Below are 14,838 nucleotides of genomic sequence, written 5' to 3'. Positions count from 1 at the left end.
AAAAACTATTGTAAAAAAGCGCGTACAATACGTGCTTTTTTGCCATTTTCAAATTTTCCATCTGAAAGGAAGTATGTTGAATGAAGATTGATGGTGTTTTCGAGGGAGGCGGTGTACGCGGAATTGCTCATGTAGGGGCAATTTGCGCGTTAGCCGAAAAAGGTTATGAATGGGAACGTTTAGCTGGAACATCAGCCGGCGCTATTATTGCAGCGCTTTTAGCAGCAGGATACTCCTGTTCCGAATTAAAAACGATTGTAACAGACATTGATTATGAAAAATTCACTAAAAAAACTTTTCTTGATAGAATCCCCTTTATTGGTAAAGGATTAAGCGCTTGGTCTACTCTAGGTATTTATTCAAATGTATTTCTCGAAGAATGGCTAGAAGACCTGCTTAGAAAAAAAGGAATTCATTTGTTTACAGACTTACCCGATTTGAATAAACTCAAAATTATCGCTTCAGATATAAGCAATGGTAAAATGGTTATTTTTCCCGATGACTTGCCAAACTACGGATTTTTAAATTATCGCTTCTCTATCGCTAAAGCAGTAAGAATGAGTGGAACCATTCCTTTCTTCTTCGAACCAGTGAAATGGAGAACACCAAAATGGAAACAACCTTGTTATATGGTTGACGGCGGTATTTTAAGTAATTATCCAATTTGGATTTTCGATTCACCGACTTCTCCTCGCTGGCCTACCTTTGGATTTCATTTTGTAAAAGATGAGATTCAAGCTGATCCCGCCCACTATGAAGAACCTATTTCCATGTTCAAAGGACTATTTAAAACGATGATGCAAGCTCATGATTTACGTCATTTAGATAAAGAATCAAAGGCTAGAACTATTACAATTCCAACAGGAACCATTACCAGTACTAATTTTCAACTAACTAAAGAAGAGAAAGAATGGCTCTATAACTCTGGTTATAATGCCGCTAATAAGTTTTTACAATCTTGGAACTTCAGGCAATATGTTGATGAATATAGAGACGGAAATCAGGATCGAAAAGCAAATCGGTATTTCCGTCAACTTGACTCATAATTATATTATTTTCCCTATCACACTTTAATAGTAAATAAGCCTAATAATATAGTACATTATTAGGCTTATTTACTTCTTATGTACTCTCCCATTATTTAAGGATAAGTTAACCCTTCTGCTTCTTCTGCGGTAATTACTATGTAACGATTTCCAGTTCTTAACCCTAATAATTCTGCTTTTTCAATTGCATCCTGTTTTGTTTCCGCATAAGCAGCTAAATATTTATCTCCATCAATCATTTGGCAAATCACATATTGTTTCATGGTTTTCTCCTTTTACCCTTTAATTAATTGCGCGATCTTTTTTATTCCAACTTCAATTTCTTCTATAGTTGCATAGGAATAAGAAAGACGTAAAAATTGGTTAGCACTTCTATCATACAAAGTGCCTGGGTTTAATAACACCTTTTCTTGCAAAGCTTTGTCAAATAAACTACGATTCAAAATTGGTAGATTTATATGTAGCCAAATGTAAAAGCTTCCTACTGGCTCATGCCAAGTTGCAATGCCACTACAATACTTTTCTAACATACTTATCATAAAATCTCTACGTTTTTTCAATTCACTTCTTACAAACTGTAAATGTTCATCATACAATCCATTTTCAAACCACTCCGCTGCAATTTGCTGGGATATAGAACTTGAACCATAATCAGTTTGCATTTTTATATCTGCTAATCTTTGAATAACGGATTCTGATCCAACAACCCATCCAATTCTTAAACCAGGACTAATGACTTTGGACATACTTCCAATATGTAGCACGATACCATTTTTATCATATGCCTTTAAAGGCTTTGAAACTGGTGCATCGAACCATAAATCTTGATATACCGCGTCCTCAATAATAGGCAATCCAATTTCATTACATATCTCCATCACTTCTTCCCTCTTCTTAGCGTTCATACTAAAATTGGTCGGATTATGAAAAGATGGGATTGTATATAAAATAGATGCGTTAAATTGTTTCTTAAATTTTGTAATATATGAAGTATTTATACCATTCTCATTCATTGGTATTCCAATCAAGCGCATTCCTGCTGATTGAAATACATTAAGCGAATATAAATATGATGGTTTTTCTAATAAAATTGACGCTCCTTTCGGAAGAAGACCCATAGAAATAAGTTGCAGTGCTTGAATTGCCCCCGAAACAATTAAAATAGAGTCAGGAGATACATATACCCCATGCCCTTTTAAATATTCCGCAATTTTTTTTCTTAAATGGAGATTTCCTTTCGGTTCCTCATACCCAAGTGTAACATTTGATTGTAAAATTTTACTAATAATACCCTTCATCTTTTTCTCAGGCAAGAGACTCGGTGAAAGTTCACCTGTTCCTAATCGAATTACATTGGGAGTAAATTCAGCTTGATTAATCTCTTGTACAGCAGGAAGATTCGGATAATGAAGTCCTATTTCTACATAAGACTGCCAGTTTGGAGGCGGGGCATATGTAGAAGTACTCTCACTATTATTTATAACAATTGTTCCCTTCCGGCCATTCCCCTCAATATACCCTTTTGCTACTAATTCATCGAAAGCCATTACAATTGTACTTCGATTCACTTCAAACGTATGCGCCAAATCTCTTTGTGAAGGTAATTTAGTTCCAACTGTCCATTCCCCATTAACAATTCTTTCTTTTATATAAGATTCTATTTGTTTATATAAAGGAATAGGCGAAGACATATTAGGTTTCCAAACGAGCCTTTCCACTATATCACCTCACATACTTTATGGTTGGTAACCTATCCAACCATATGGATGGATACAAATTTTCATTTCTTCTATACAATATACACTATCATAACTAATCACATTAAGTAGGAGGTAATATGATGAGTGAAGCAATTATTCACGGTATCATCCTTGCATTTGGTCTTATCATTCCATTAGGTGTCCAAAATGTTTTCGTCTTTAATCAAGGCGCGAGTCAACCAAATATTTGGCGAGCTGCTCCTGTAGTCTTGACTGCATCTATATGTGATACATTATTAATATTAATTGCTGTACAAGGTGTATCCCTTGTACTCCTTACTTTTTCTTGGTTAACAACCACTCTGTATATGATTGGATTTTTCTTTCTTATGTATATGGGCTGGGTTATTTGGAGAAGCGATCCTTCAAATGATGTAAAGCAAGAAAAAAGCATGCCTTTAAAAAATCAAATTATTTTCACCGCATCGGTTTCATTACTAAATCCACACGCAATTTTAGATACAATTGGTGTAATCGGAACAAACTCTATACAGTACATAGGAAGTGAGAAATGGGCTTTCACTTTTGCAACAATTATAGTTTCTTGGATTTGGTTTATTAGTTTAGCTTTTGCTGGAAAATTTCTAAAAGGATTAGACTCGACAGGAAAAACGATTACAGTATTAAATAAATTTTCAGGGCTAATCATATGGGGAGTCGCACTTTATATGTTAAAACAAGTTATTTTTCCTAACTAATTAAAGAGAATTGCATGTTGTGTAATTAACATGCAATTCTCTTTCGGATTATGACGTTGGTTCCGGCTTCTGTTTTACCATCATTGTATCTTTTGCTGGTTTAATCCAAATAATTGCTATGCCCGCACCAATAGCAGCGAAGATGCTTGTTAAATAAAATACTTCATGGTCCGCCCCTTTCATAAAAAAAGAATACAGGGGTGGTCCAGCTGCTACACCGATAAATCGCATTGAACTATAAAATGACGTAACTGTCCCCCTCTGCTCTTTTTCAATCCCTTGTGTAATAAGAGCATCTAGACACGGTAACGCCATACCAATTCCTCCCCCCATAATAACGAGACAAAGAAGTAGCAAATAGATTCCTTTTAGAAATAAAGGTAAGAAGACAGATGCAGCAGCCAGTAAAAATCCAATATAGATACACTTTTTCATAATATCTTGTTTATCTCCAATTTTTTTACCAGCCATATATGAGCTAAGTGATAGTACAAGTAAAGGAATAGCGAGTACACACCCTTTCCATATACCATGAATATCGTACTTCGACTCCAGTATAGTTGACAGATAAAAAAGTATTCCGAATAAAATAAGCATAATAATTGCACCTAGTATAAAAATGGCAATTAACCATCTTCCCTTTTCTCGAAACGTAGAGATAATAGATTGAATAAATTCTTTAAGTGGTGGGACTTCTTCTTCTTGTTTCTTCGCCTTTACTAGTACCAGTAATAAAACAATCGATATTACACATAAAACTGGAATCGCCCAAAATGGTAAGAACCATACAATAGCTGCAAGAGCTGATCCTAATATAGGACTCAATACTTTTCCAAATGTATTTGACGTCTCAATGATTCCTAAACCTGCACTAACCTGTTTTTCATCTTTGTATAAATCACCTACACATGGTATGACAACTGGCATAGCACCCGCAGCACCTATCCCTTGAATTGCTCTTCCGATAAGAATCCAAACGTAAGGGTTATCAACTTTCCATGATACCCAGCCCGTTATCGCTCCTCCAATAGCTGCAATTAATAAACTTGGAACCATTACCATCTTTCGTCCCCATCTATCTGATAAATAACCAGCAATCGGTATAAGTATAATTGCAATGATAGAATAAATTGTAATAATCATGGATACCTGGAAAGATGAAATATGTAATTTCTTTTCAATGGTTGGCAAGATTGGAATAAGCATTGAATTACCTAACGTCATAACAAGTGGAACTGATGCAAGTGCAATTAAACAACAGTTTTCTTTTTTTAACATGTTGATTTCGGAACCTTTCATCATATATTTCTTACCATGTAATAGCCCTGCTGGAAATTATGTTTACATTCCACCAGGGCTATTTCATCTTTACTACTTTCCATTTACAACAAAAGAAATTGGGTAAAATATAGCATTACTCCTATTCTTTGAATCCTGTTCACAATATATCCATACCAATTAATTGAAAATAAAAAAGAAAGGAAGAATCCTTCCTTTCTCCTATAACCTTCTACATTTAGCGAGTATATCCGCCACCAAGCTGTTGTTCTGCCATCGCTACAAGGCGCTTTGTAATTTCACCGCCTACAGAACCGTTTGCACGTGAAGAAGTATCAGCCCCAAGCTGTACACCAAACTCTTGTGCAATTTCATATTTCATTTGATCTAGAGCTGCTTGTGCTCCATGTGATGCTAATTGATTAGCGTTACGATTTCTAGCCATTACCGATCACCTCCTTATATATATTAAATTGTACCAAATCCGAAATTAAATACATGGTAATTTTTGGTTATTTATTCCATAAAAAAAGAGTCTCTTAAACAAGACTCTTACATCATTTCATCTTATGAGGTTACTACTTCTAATTTTCTACTTGTTAATGCTCTCATTTCTTCTTTCAGTATATCTTTCGCATTATGCCCAAACCATTCAAGCGAAGCAAAATGATTAGTATCTCTCACTTCCCGGATGATTTCATCATAATTTACTATACCTTCAAATAATGGGACCATTCCTATACGACTTCCAGCAGCGGCATATACATTATTTGGTTCAAACACGTGTAAATACTCCGCTGATGATATATTCTTAAAATGGTAATGTTGTATCCACGGCTTTAGTCGCTGGAAACTATCTATCGGGTCTGCACCAGACTCCCATATATGAAGAAAATCAAGGTTTATTTTTAAATATGGATGATTTACTTCTTCTAACAATTTCAAAGTAGACGGTAAAGTATCCGTTAACGTATTTGGATGTGTTTCTAATAGTATATACATATTGTGCTGAGCAAATAAATCACAAATCATGCGAATTCGCTTCACATACTCTTTTCTCTCTTGTTCCAAGAAATCCTCACTACCTTTTTGCCCAGCAAACGTACGAATTTTATTTGTATTAAACCAATTAGCTAGTGTTACCAACTGTTCACATTTTTCCATCGTTTTTTGAAAATCTGCTAATAATGATATGTCCAAGTAATCACTTATCATCGTAACTTCTAAATTTTTATCCTTTAAATAATCTATTTCTCGTTCTGTCGTTTCACGCTCTTGTATATATAAATTTTGTGCATGGGTCCCCCACAACTCAATTCCTTCAAAATCGTTTTCGTATGCAAATTGAACAATATCAGTAAATGAAATTAGTTGATGGCGAAATGAAATTGTACATAGCGAATATTTCATTGGTTTGAACTCCCTTATCTTATATTCAATGAACTTGTATTAGTTAAGACAGACTGACTTGTTATCATGTCTTTCCATGACAGAAACTGTTTCTCTAATTCATCCTTAATCTGCAGTTCAATTGTATTCATTTCATTAAGCTTCTCAACAATTGGGATTAACATATCTTTATCGTTTGTCATTACCATTTTGATTGCGCGGTACTGTACATTTGTAAATCCTTGTACAATGTCTTCCACTCGATCACACCAATAATCAAATTCTTGCTCCGAATATTGTAGAGTTTCACGGAAGTATGCAAAGGCATGTTCATAGCTATATTTACGTATTGCCAATACGGGTATTTGCTTTACTGCCGTTACGAGCCTGGAAAGTGAATACCCATCCTCTTCATTTACCATTTTTATTATTAAATTTTTTAATTCCATAGTTAGTTTGTTATCATTCTTTTTGAATGTTTCCATGAAATAACTTTCTACCATCTCTTGTGTTGGCTCCTGAATTCCTTCTATATCAATGAAATAACCTCCACCAAATGGGTTATCTTTAACAGAATGGAGCACTTTTTCTCTTTCCATATTCCCTTCCCAGCGAAAATCAGGATCAAGCATGAACCATTCATCTTCTTTCTCTGTCTTCGATATCATTAAGTAATGCGGAAACGGTTTTTGATGAAACTTATTTTCTCTCTCAGGCAATAAAGACATATCAACCATTACAATTACGTAACGATTTTCCGGCTTATTTTCTACTAATTCTAAAAATGTTTCTACATTGCTACTTTTATCTTTTGAATGATCGTACCATTCGTTCACTTTAATACCATACAATTTTTCATACCAGAGTAAGTAGTTATCATGGTTAATGTTTTCGGAATGATAAGAAATAACCCCGCCTTCTGTTATATCAAAATCTCCATCCCATAATCCGAAATAAAATGGACGGAAATCTATATCGCTACGCCTTTTTATAATTTCACAAAAACAACTCACTAAACAGTGAACTTTAATTGAAGTCATACTCTCATCCACTTTCCTAAAAGGTTAGTTATTCACATTTACTTCGTGTAACGGCTGCAACTCTTCCATAAATTCAAGCAAAGATCCTACAGTAAGAAACGCCTTTGGGTCTATCTCATCCTCTGGAACGCATAGCTTTAAATCCATTTCTATGTATACTATAAGCTGTAACATCATTACCGAATCTATATATAAATCTTGATTTAAACGCATCGTTTCTTCTAAATGCGTTACATTTTTCAGTTCCATTTTTTCTCTCATAATGCTTAAAACTGCTTCTTTTAACATTTCACGACTCATGTTGTTATCTCTCCCATCTCTAATAACTTACGACTTACTTTCCCTGTTTTATTTTTCGGAATCTCTGCTACATTTTCAATTTCATGCGGTACTTTATAAAATGGTAAATGCTGTATGCACCATTCTCTTATTTGTACTGGTTCAATACGAGAGACTACTTTCGCTTTTACAATTTCCCCCATCACAGGATGCTTGCCGCGGTATACAATCGCCTCCTGAATACCTTCTAATCGAAGCATCGTTTCTTCCACTTCTATAGGAAAGACCTTTAGACCGGACACATTAATAACATCATCTATTCGCCCCATGAAATGAAGGCCTTGCTCAGATTTATACCCTAAATCTTTCGTATAAATATCCTTTCCAGCAATTTTCACTACGATTTCTTCAGGTTCATCTTCATTTGAACCTATGTTAATACTTACATGAGAAAGTGGCTTCCCTAAGTCTAAATGTGTCTTCATATCATGACATATACTAATGCAACCAGCTTCAGAACAGCCGTACTGCTGCATCATATATTTCGTCATGCCTTTTAACTTATAAAATAACGGTTCTGGCAATGGTGATCCTGATGTCATAATTTTATGAAACTGAAAAGTCCCTTGTGGAAAACTCCCCATAATATGTAGCATAAGTGGTACTGTATATATGATATGTTTTTCGGTATTACGAACTATATTTAATGCGAATTTAGGGTTTTTATTAGTAATGATTATAGGCTTGCTACCTCTCGTAATTGCTGATAACGTGCCACAAATTAATCCGTATGAATGTGAAACTGGAGCCATTACAATTGGCACTTCGTCTTCTTCACATTTTAAAGCTTCATTGTAAGCAGCAATTTCCGTTTCAATTTCCGTCCATGCTCTACGAATTAGTTTTGGTTCTCCTGTTGTGCCTGAACTATATTGCAATAAAGACGGTTCTTCTTGTAATAGATTTGGAACTTCTAATTTTGTAAAGTCGTTACTTTCTCCGTATAAAAGTGCAGTACACTTTGCACGCTTTGCCATTTCAATAGCTGTATCCTTTGGCGTATCTTCATGAATAAGTAGCACAGATGCTCTTTTTTCTTTTAGGAAAAACACAAGCGTAATAATATCGAATGGATCTTTCAGACAAAGTGCAAATCTATTTCCTTCTGCTTCTTGAAATTGTTCCACTCCCTCGTAACCTTGTAATCTCAATTCAAAATCATTTTTGCTAAATTCTTGTTTATTAACGATTAGCATGATTTCCCCCTGTAACAACTGATTTTTGTATTGTAAGTTGCTTTGCTCTATACAACGGATTTGGAACTTCATGAACAAGTGATTCCACATCCATATATAAGCGCCGCTTCGTTAATTGCTCTGCATGAAATGTAGGTGCATATAATTGTAATGCTTCAAAACGTTCTTTCAAATGTGAAAATCTTTCAAAATGATTTTCTACTTCTTCAACAAGAATGATCCAAAATTGTTCCTCTTTCAACTGATACTCATCTGCCAACACGAAAGCCAGTTCACCTAGATTGAATAGGAAAAGCGCATCTAAAACCATTTCTTGCAAACATCCAATACGGTCCATTTCAAAGAAATCATTCATTTGACCATTCGCATATGTTTTATGCATTTTAGTAAAGTCAGGACATTTTTCGATTTCTTTCAAAAATGGACGATAAAACTCCAGTCCTTCATGAAAATCTTTTAGTGCAATACGGACTGGTATTCCTTCTTCATGAACTAAAATCATGTTTTGTCCATGTGATTCTAATGCGATTCCATGCTCTACAACGAGGTGTACAACTGGGATAATTGCCTTTCGAATAAGCAATTGTAGCCAGCTTTCTACTCCATATCTCTTTAACCACAAATCAATAATTGGTGTCCCATCTTTTCCCTTGGCATATAAACCGTTAAATGGGATTGCCTCTTCTTTCTTATTTAAATATTTGTGAACGCTTTCGCGCCAAATACATCCTAATGAGCCATATGTAGCTTTTTTATTCGCATCGTACGTAACACTCGAAAATTCATTTAACAAAATTAAACGCGATTCATCCCTTAAATACGGATCATGATCTACTATATCTTTTAACCAATTCGATATAGCAGGTGCACTCACAACCGAATGTGGTTTTAATGTACGGATAGTTGAAGTATTGAGTAAATTCATTGATAACTTTACATATGGTTTCGCTCGGTTCGTAACATTTCTTAATGTCCGCATCGACTGTTGCGCGCAATAATCATCTTCTGATTTCCCTAAATAAATAATATATTTATCCTGTATATGGTCAGTATAATTCGGAATAATGAAGTTCTCCCACTGCCAAGGATGAACAGGTATAAACATATACTTCTTCGAATCACAGTCCATTTTTCGAATACGATCCATATACTCTTCGATTTTCTTTTCACCAATTTCTTCTTTAAAGGTACAGTTATAACTCTCTTCACTTTCATATCCTACAGTCGTATATTTCTCATGAACTGCAATCCATATAATTTTCATTGGTTGCATAAATTCAAATCCATATTGAAAATTATCACGATATTGAAACCCGATGCGTGCTTTATAACTAGGATGATACGGGTGTCCATCTATTAAATGACTTTCAAGCTCATCATAAGATTTCGCAAGATAGTCTTCTTCACAACTTCTCTCATATTGTGCAATCGTATCTTTAAAGATTGTTTGTTCTAATTCTTGAATAAAAGAATCCAATTTCGTTCGATCAACTTGAACAATTCGAAAAATCTCCTGTAAAAATTGTGAAACTGATTGTATTTCTTCTTCCTCATCTTGAACTCTCATTATTAATGAGTCATGTAAACAAATACGCCCAAATGTCATACGTTCTTGTCCATAGCATTGGTACGTTACATTTTGATTCTTTTCATCAAGACCTTGTATTATAAAAAGTATTTGCTCTCCCTTTTGTATACGAATCGGCGTAATGATTTCTTCATAAATTAACGATTCTACTAATTGCCGGAATACTCTTCTTCTTACTGAAATGTACTCTTTTGATTGGAGTGCCTTCAATATTTTTATGTGATAAACTTCTTCTTTCATAAATCCCTCCGCTATAATACGGAATATTGAATTCCATTATTTGTATTACGTGAAATTTTAGCACTACTTATGAACGAACAGCCACTTCTCTAACGAGTGGATTATCTACTTGTACATAAATTGCTTGCTCTAAAGGATTTGTCAGTTCATCAACATCGAAAAATCTCGTTAGCAAGTTTGCTTTGCATGCCAACTTATCCTCTTCCAACAATTCTCTTAAAAATGTAGAAGGTTCACGGTTATATGGAAGGAATGATTCAAGTACAGACCTTAATTCAGAGAGAAGAATTTCCTCCTTAATTAATCCTGCTGTACCAAAACCATTAATAAGTCCAAACATATGATTAAAAATTAAATAGTAACGAAACCTTTCATCTACAATATAATCGTCATATAAATTTCCAGTACGTTCGCCAATACCGGCTAGTTCATTATCTAGCACTGACTTCATTGAATTGCAGAAATAAAAACCTTGATTATCACGGAAGTAAAACTTAACTGGATAACCATCTTTCAATTGAACAACACTATTTTGTTGATGCGCTTCTAATGCAACGCCATAACGTAAATACATCCATACCATCGGCTTTAAAGAGATATTCATATATCGTCTAAACCAATCTAAACTTACTTCTTCACAGCTTCTACCTTCTAAATCTGCTAAGCGGTGGATAATATTCGCTAAACGAGTTCTTTCACCTGGAATTGCATCTTGTACTAATCCAGCGATAAGCGTTGCATCATTTTCATTTTCACTATAAAAAGGATTCTCCCGAATAATTACTTCAAATCCGGACTCTTGCATACCATAATTTATTGTAATGAAGGCGGGATCACATATAAAATCAAACCCCGGAAACTTTTCTAACACTTCACCAATTTTAGTATTTAACATTTCCTTCCCTTCAGGACCACTCTCAAGTTCCTTCAATTTATTAATACGCATTGAATTCGTCACCTTTACAGGGAATGAAAATTTAAGCATGTACTTGGAATGAGGATGATATAACGTCCTAAGTGATGATGTCGCCATATAACACTTACCTACTGGACCGATATATTCAAGATCGCCTTGATTCATCCAATTTTGCACATAAGATTGATGTAATAGCCATTCTGCTTGTAGCGGATGGATTGGAATTAATGAATATTCATCTTCTTGACAGTACTTTTCAATAAATTCTTGATTAACCTTTTCATCGTACTTTAATTCCTTTTTTATCATCGCCGTTGTGGAATCTTGTAACAATGACTTTTCATTTATTATACTTTTATGTGCCCGAAAATAGTGAAGTTGGCACTCCCCTTTTAATTCAGGAGAATACATTGAACTTTTCCAATCCAATATACCTTGTCTACTCTTTGGTGTAGGATGAGTTAAATGTCCAAATAATAAAGATTGCTCCGCCTCTATAAAAGTCGTATGGAAACCATATAATTCAGCTGTATCCTGCTCCCTTCCTTGTATAAACTTCTCAATATTTTGACAACTACGAATAACTCGAAGCATAAGTTCATCAGGATTCGTACCTTCTCCATAGTTAATAGACATTTCCTTTATTAAAAACATAATAACCGTAATATAATCTGCTTTAATAACATTTTTATTTTCGCCAATTTGGTAATAAAATTGTTCTCCAAATAGATGACGGTCCGTTGATGATTTATATATAACTTCCCCATACAAAGTAACGTTTTGTGCCGATAAAGGGCAGCATAAATAAGTGGGGATAGTATCTCTTTGAAATGAATGGCAGAAAATATCCTCTATCCTTTTATCCTCCGTAATCCATTCTCCACTTCCTGTTTCTCTTAAATAACAATTTAAAAAGCTTTGTATTGTTGCATGTTCCGCGATTTGTTTCGCATGCTGCATACTGCTCCTCCTCTTTTAGACGAACACTATCATTTTTTTATAAAACTTCTGACAGTTGAATTTTATTATCAACTATGATTCTAATTGATAATGATAATCATTTCAATATATATTTCAGAATTTTTTTATCTAACTAAACTTTTCATCTTTTCAAAACGTTTAATCCATCAACAAAAAATACACCAATATAATAATTGATGTATTTTTTCATTCTTGTAAATTAAGTTTACATAATAATATTATCTTCTTCTAAATTGATAGTGATTTGTATAAACAATCCATATCTCGCCAAGCATATGCTATTTCTTCTACATTTAGTCTTTCTAAAAGTTTCGTGTCAATTTTTTCCGGATTATATTTTTCATAAAACTTTTTAGAAGGATTATTAGAAACTACCCAAACTAAAAGAGATTCCATATTATTATTTATACATTCTGACAGTAAAGCTTGAAATAATCTTTTCCCTACTTTCAAACCTTGATAATCTTGTAAAATGTAAATCGCATATAATTCCATATCACAATTATATGTACCCATTCTTTCAGTTCCACCATCGATAAATCCAATAATTTCTCCAGTTAACATCTCTGCTATAAATCTATATTGTAGATTGTCTTCTTTTTGAAAAATGTTTTCCCATTGCTTTTTTCTTTGTTCGAATGTTACATTTTCTAAAATTTCGTTAGCGAATATCCCTTTATATGTGGTTTTCCAGCTCTCCACATGCACTTTTACTATACCTGCAATATCATCTTTCGTTGCCCTTCGAATATGTATCTCCATCATTTGCATCCCCTTTTGTAAATGATTATAGCAAAATGTTTTTTCCCATATAAAAAAAGAGTGAATTTTCATCACCCTTTTCAATCTTTTTTATCTACTTTCAACTTCAACAGATACAACATGATCGATTTCTTTTAGAGAACTATATAACTCAGTTGTATATAAATCTTCTGGAGCTAAAATTACCATTTCTAATTGCTGAGATGCTCCATTATCAATATCTTTAATTTTCACTCGCTTCACTTGCATATTTAAATTTTTAATTTGCTTAAAAATCCCGTCTAACTCTCGATGCTCATTTACAGTAATTTTGATAGACAAGTCCTTTTGTCTCAATGAATATGGGCCTGCAATTTTCACAAGGTGAGGAAGTACATTGATTGCTAATATAATTAAAACCATAGCAACCGTCGCTTGTATATAAAATCCTGCTCCAATCGCAATACCTAAAGCTGAAGCAGCCCACACCATTGAAGCTGTCGTTAATCCAGAAATAACGTCATTACTTCTTCGTAAAATTACCCCCGCTCCAAGAAAACCGATACCACTTACAATTTGAGCAGCGAGACGCATTGGATCCATGTTTGTATGACCCGGTACAGAATAAACATTCACTGATTCAATTGAAACCATTGTAATTAAACAACTCGCTACGGAAATAACCATACTTGTTTTCACACCAAGCGGTTTATTCTTTAGCTGCCTATCTATTCCGATGAATAATCCTAAAAAGAGTGCTAAACCTAATTTGAATAAAAATTCATATGACATATTTCATTCTCCTTACTTTACAATGTTTTCCTTCGAATAATACACTATAACTCTTTTATGATATCAATTCCAGTCTTTTCTATTCATTTAACGACAAAAGCCGAAAAAACACTTTTTGCAATGTTTCTCCGGCTTTTTCTATAGCTTTTTTATTAGGATTAAGATCATTCTTTATTTTTGTTCTTTAGTCTTAATCTGTGCATCTTTGTAAAATGCTAATTTACTGTCATTATACTCTTTTGTGTGTTTATTAAATTGTTCTTTCGCCTTTTGAGCTTCCACATTTAACTCATTAACAGTTTTAACTTTTTCACCAATTTCTTTTAACTTCGTTTCTTTTACTTTTAATTTTTCATACAGCTCTTTTTCATTCGCTAACGCCTTCGTGTAATCCTCATTCATTTTTTGGAATGCAGCATAACGGTTTTTATACGACTCTTCTACTGCTTTAGCTTGTTTTTGTAATTTCTTATCTTCAAGCTTCTCTATATTGCTTTGAACTGATTTCGTCTCCTTCTGAGCTTTCTCTAACAGTTCTTTCTCGTTTTTCAATACTTTCTCACGCTCATTTACATTTGCAGTAGCTTCCTCTATCTTCTTCGTGACTGCTTCATTATGTTCTTTACCTTCTTGTAAAATTTGAGAATATAGTTCTTGCCCTTGCTTTTCTAATTGCTCTAACTTTTTCGTATCATCAGCTAACGATTTTTCTTGTGTCGCTGCTGTTTCAAAAGCCGTATATAAATTTTCTTCTGGTTTTTCACCGAAACAACCTGATAATAATCCTACTGATAATGCTCCAACTACTGCTACTTTTCCATACTTCAACTTCAA

Annotated in this window: 15 protein-coding genes; 2 read left to right on the top strand and 13 right to left on the bottom strand. The window is 34.0% G+C overall.

What is annotated here, in order from left to right:
• Positions 1-80: 80 nt before the first annotated feature.
• The gene (locus NSQ47_RS04430) at positions 81-1,046 is read left to right on the top strand and encodes a patatin-like phospholipase family protein (RefSeq protein ID WP_341036245.1); all 966 of its coding nucleotides are present in this window, start codon (positions 81-83) and stop codon (positions 1,044-1,046) included.
• A 95-nt stretch (positions 1,047-1,141) separates the two neighbouring features.
• Here the strand turns inward: NSQ47_RS04430 and NSQ47_RS04425 are convergent, their stop codons facing one another.
• Together NSQ47_RS04425 and NSQ47_RS04420 are read right to left on the bottom strand one after the other, a co-directional pair.
• A complete protein-coding gene (locus NSQ47_RS04425) occupies positions 1,142-1,309 on the bottom strand; it encodes a DUF3933 family protein (protein ID WP_000816387.1) in 168 nt (55 codons plus the stop codon).
• A gap of 12 nt (positions 1,310-1,321) precedes the next feature.
• Positions 1,322-2,764, bottom strand: a complete 1,443-nt coding sequence (locus NSQ47_RS04420; protein WP_341036243.1) for an aminotransferase-like domain-containing protein — start codon at positions 2,762-2,764, stop codon at positions 1,322-1,324.
• Positions 2,765-2,886: 122 nt separating this feature from the next.
• Between NSQ47_RS04420 and NSQ47_RS04415 the strand changes: the two genes are divergently transcribed.
• The gene (locus NSQ47_RS04415; protein ID WP_016104587.1) at positions 2,887-3,504 is read left to right on the top strand and encodes a LysE/ArgO family amino acid transporter; all 618 of its coding nucleotides are present in this window, start codon (positions 2,887-2,889) and stop codon (positions 3,502-3,504) included.
• 48 nt (positions 3,505-3,552) lie between these two features.
• Here the strand turns inward: NSQ47_RS04415 and NSQ47_RS04410 are convergent, their stop codons facing one another.
• The 11 genes from NSQ47_RS04410 to NSQ47_RS04360 form a co-directional block, all read right to left on the bottom strand.
• Positions 3,553-4,803 (bottom strand): MFS transporter, encoded by a 1,251-nt coding sequence (locus NSQ47_RS04410; RefSeq protein ID WP_341038207.1) that lies wholly within the window; start codon positions 4,801-4,803, stop codon positions 3,553-3,555.
• A 217-nt stretch (positions 4,804-5,020) separates the two neighbouring features.
• Positions 5,021-5,227: an alpha/beta-type small acid-soluble spore protein gene (locus NSQ47_RS04405; RefSeq protein WP_000113539.1), complete on the bottom strand. Its 207-nt coding sequence runs from the start codon at positions 5,225-5,227 to the stop codon at positions 5,021-5,023.
• Between the two features lie 122 nt (positions 5,228-5,349).
• On the bottom strand, positions 5,350-6,192 hold the full coding sequence (locus NSQ47_RS04400; RefSeq protein ID WP_002158239.1) for a sugar phosphate isomerase/epimerase family protein: 843 nt from the start codon (positions 6,190-6,192) through the stop codon (positions 5,350-5,352).
• Between the two features lie 14 nt (positions 6,193-6,206).
• A complete protein-coding gene (locus NSQ47_RS04395) occupies positions 6,207-7,211 on the bottom strand; it encodes a DUF6005 family protein (RefSeq protein ID WP_002158240.1) in 1,005 nt (334 codons plus the stop codon).
• Between the two features lie 24 nt (positions 7,212-7,235).
• Positions 7,236-7,511 carry a petrobactin biosynthesis protein AsbD gene (gene asbD, locus NSQ47_RS04390; protein WP_340986305.1) on the bottom strand — a complete coding sequence of 92 codons (276 nt, stop codon included), beginning with the start codon at positions 7,509-7,511 and terminating at the stop codon, positions 7,236-7,238.
• Positions 7,508-8,746: an AMP-binding protein gene (locus tag NSQ47_RS04385; RefSeq protein WP_078181408.1), complete on the bottom strand. Its 1,239-nt coding sequence runs from the start codon at positions 8,744-8,746 to the stop codon at positions 7,508-7,510. Before NSQ47_RS04385 ends, asbD begins: the two co-directional genes overlap by 4 nt.
• Positions 8,733-10,574 (bottom strand): IucA/IucC family protein, encoded by a 1,842-nt coding sequence (locus NSQ47_RS04380; protein WP_341036241.1) that lies wholly within the window; start codon positions 10,572-10,574, stop codon positions 8,733-8,735. The genes NSQ47_RS04385 and NSQ47_RS04380 overlap by 14 nt, the downstream gene beginning before the upstream one ends.
• A 67-nt stretch (positions 10,575-10,641) precedes the next feature.
• Complete coding sequence (locus NSQ47_RS04375) at positions 10,642-12,450, bottom strand: IucA/IucC family protein (protein WP_341036239.1); 1,809 nt, start codon at positions 12,448-12,450, stop codon at positions 10,642-10,644.
• 249 nt (positions 12,451-12,699) lie between these two features.
• Complete coding sequence (locus tag NSQ47_RS04370; RefSeq protein WP_033714695.1) at positions 12,700-13,236, bottom strand: GNAT family N-acetyltransferase; 537 nt, start codon at positions 13,234-13,236, stop codon at positions 12,700-12,702.
• A gap of 87 nt (positions 13,237-13,323) precedes the next feature.
• The gene (locus tag NSQ47_RS04365) at positions 13,324-14,004 is read right to left on the bottom strand and encodes an MgtC/SapB family protein (RefSeq protein WP_002200827.1); all 681 of its coding nucleotides are present in this window, start codon (positions 14,002-14,004) and stop codon (positions 13,324-13,326) included.
• Positions 14,005-14,175: 171 nt separating this feature from the next.
• Positions 14,176-14,832 carry a YkyA family protein gene (locus NSQ47_RS04360; protein WP_002202330.1) on the bottom strand — a complete coding sequence of 219 codons (657 nt, stop codon included), beginning with the start codon at positions 14,830-14,832 and terminating at the stop codon, positions 14,176-14,178.
• Between the last annotated feature and the right edge of the window lie 6 nt (positions 14,833-14,838).

The organism is Bacillus sp. FSL R10-2780, from assembly GCF_038006125.1.
Classification (GTDB): domain Bacteria; phylum Bacillota; class Bacilli; order Bacillales; family Bacillaceae_G; genus Bacillus_A; species Bacillus_A cereus_U.
This window is presented reverse-complemented; position numbering and strand designations above follow the sequence as displayed.

What these genes read in the sequence shown, in the direction of transcription:
- NSQ47_RS04410 (WP_341038207.1), bottom strand. Translation starts at nt 4,803, where the DNA reads ATGAAAGGTTCCGAAATCAACATGTTAAAAAAAGAAAACTGTTGTTTA.
- NSQ47_RS04375 (WP_341036239.1), bottom strand. Translation starts at nt 12,450, where the DNA reads ATGCAGCATGCGAAACAAATCGCGGAACATGCAACAATACAAAGCTTT.
- NSQ47_RS04405 (WP_000113539.1), bottom strand. Translation starts at nt 5,227, where the DNA reads ATGGCTAGAAATCGTAACGCTAATCAATTAGCATCACATGGAGCACAA.
- NSQ47_RS04380 (WP_341036241.1), bottom strand. Translation starts at nt 10,574, where the DNA reads ATGAAAGAAGAAGTTTATCACATAAAAATATTGAAGGCACTCCAATCA.
- NSQ47_RS04425 (WP_000816387.1), bottom strand. Translation starts at nt 1,309, where the DNA reads ATGAAACAATATGTGATTTGCCAAATGATTGATGGAGATAAATATTTA.
- NSQ47_RS04415 (WP_016104587.1), top strand. Translation starts at nt 2,887, where the DNA reads ATGAGTGAAGCAATTATTCACGGTATCATCCTTGCATTTGGTCTTATC.
- NSQ47_RS04395 (WP_002158240.1), bottom strand. Translation starts at nt 7,211, where the DNA reads ATGACTTCAATTAAAGTTCACTGTTTAGTGAGTTGTTTTTGTGAAATT.
- NSQ47_RS04400 (WP_002158239.1), bottom strand. Translation starts at nt 6,192, where the DNA reads ATGAAATATTCGCTATGTACAATTTCATTTCGCCATCAACTAATTTCA.
- NSQ47_RS04430 (WP_341036245.1), top strand. Translation starts at nt 81, where the DNA reads ATGAAGATTGATGGTGTTTTCGAGGGAGGCGGTGTACGCGGAATTGCT.
- NSQ47_RS04365 (WP_002200827.1), bottom strand. Translation starts at nt 14,004, where the DNA reads ATGTCATATGAATTTTTATTCAAATTAGGTTTAGCACTCTTTTTAGGA.
- NSQ47_RS04385 (WP_078181408.1), bottom strand. Translation starts at nt 8,746, where the DNA reads ATGCTAATCGTTAATAAACAAGAATTTAGCAAAAATGATTTTGAATTG.
- asbD (WP_340986305.1), bottom strand. Translation starts at nt 7,511, where the DNA reads ATGAGTCGTGAAATGTTAAAAGAAGCAGTTTTAAGCATTATGAGAGAA.
- NSQ47_RS04370 (WP_033714695.1), bottom strand. Translation starts at nt 13,236, where the DNA reads ATGATGGAGATACATATTCGAAGGGCAACGAAAGATGATATTGCAGGT.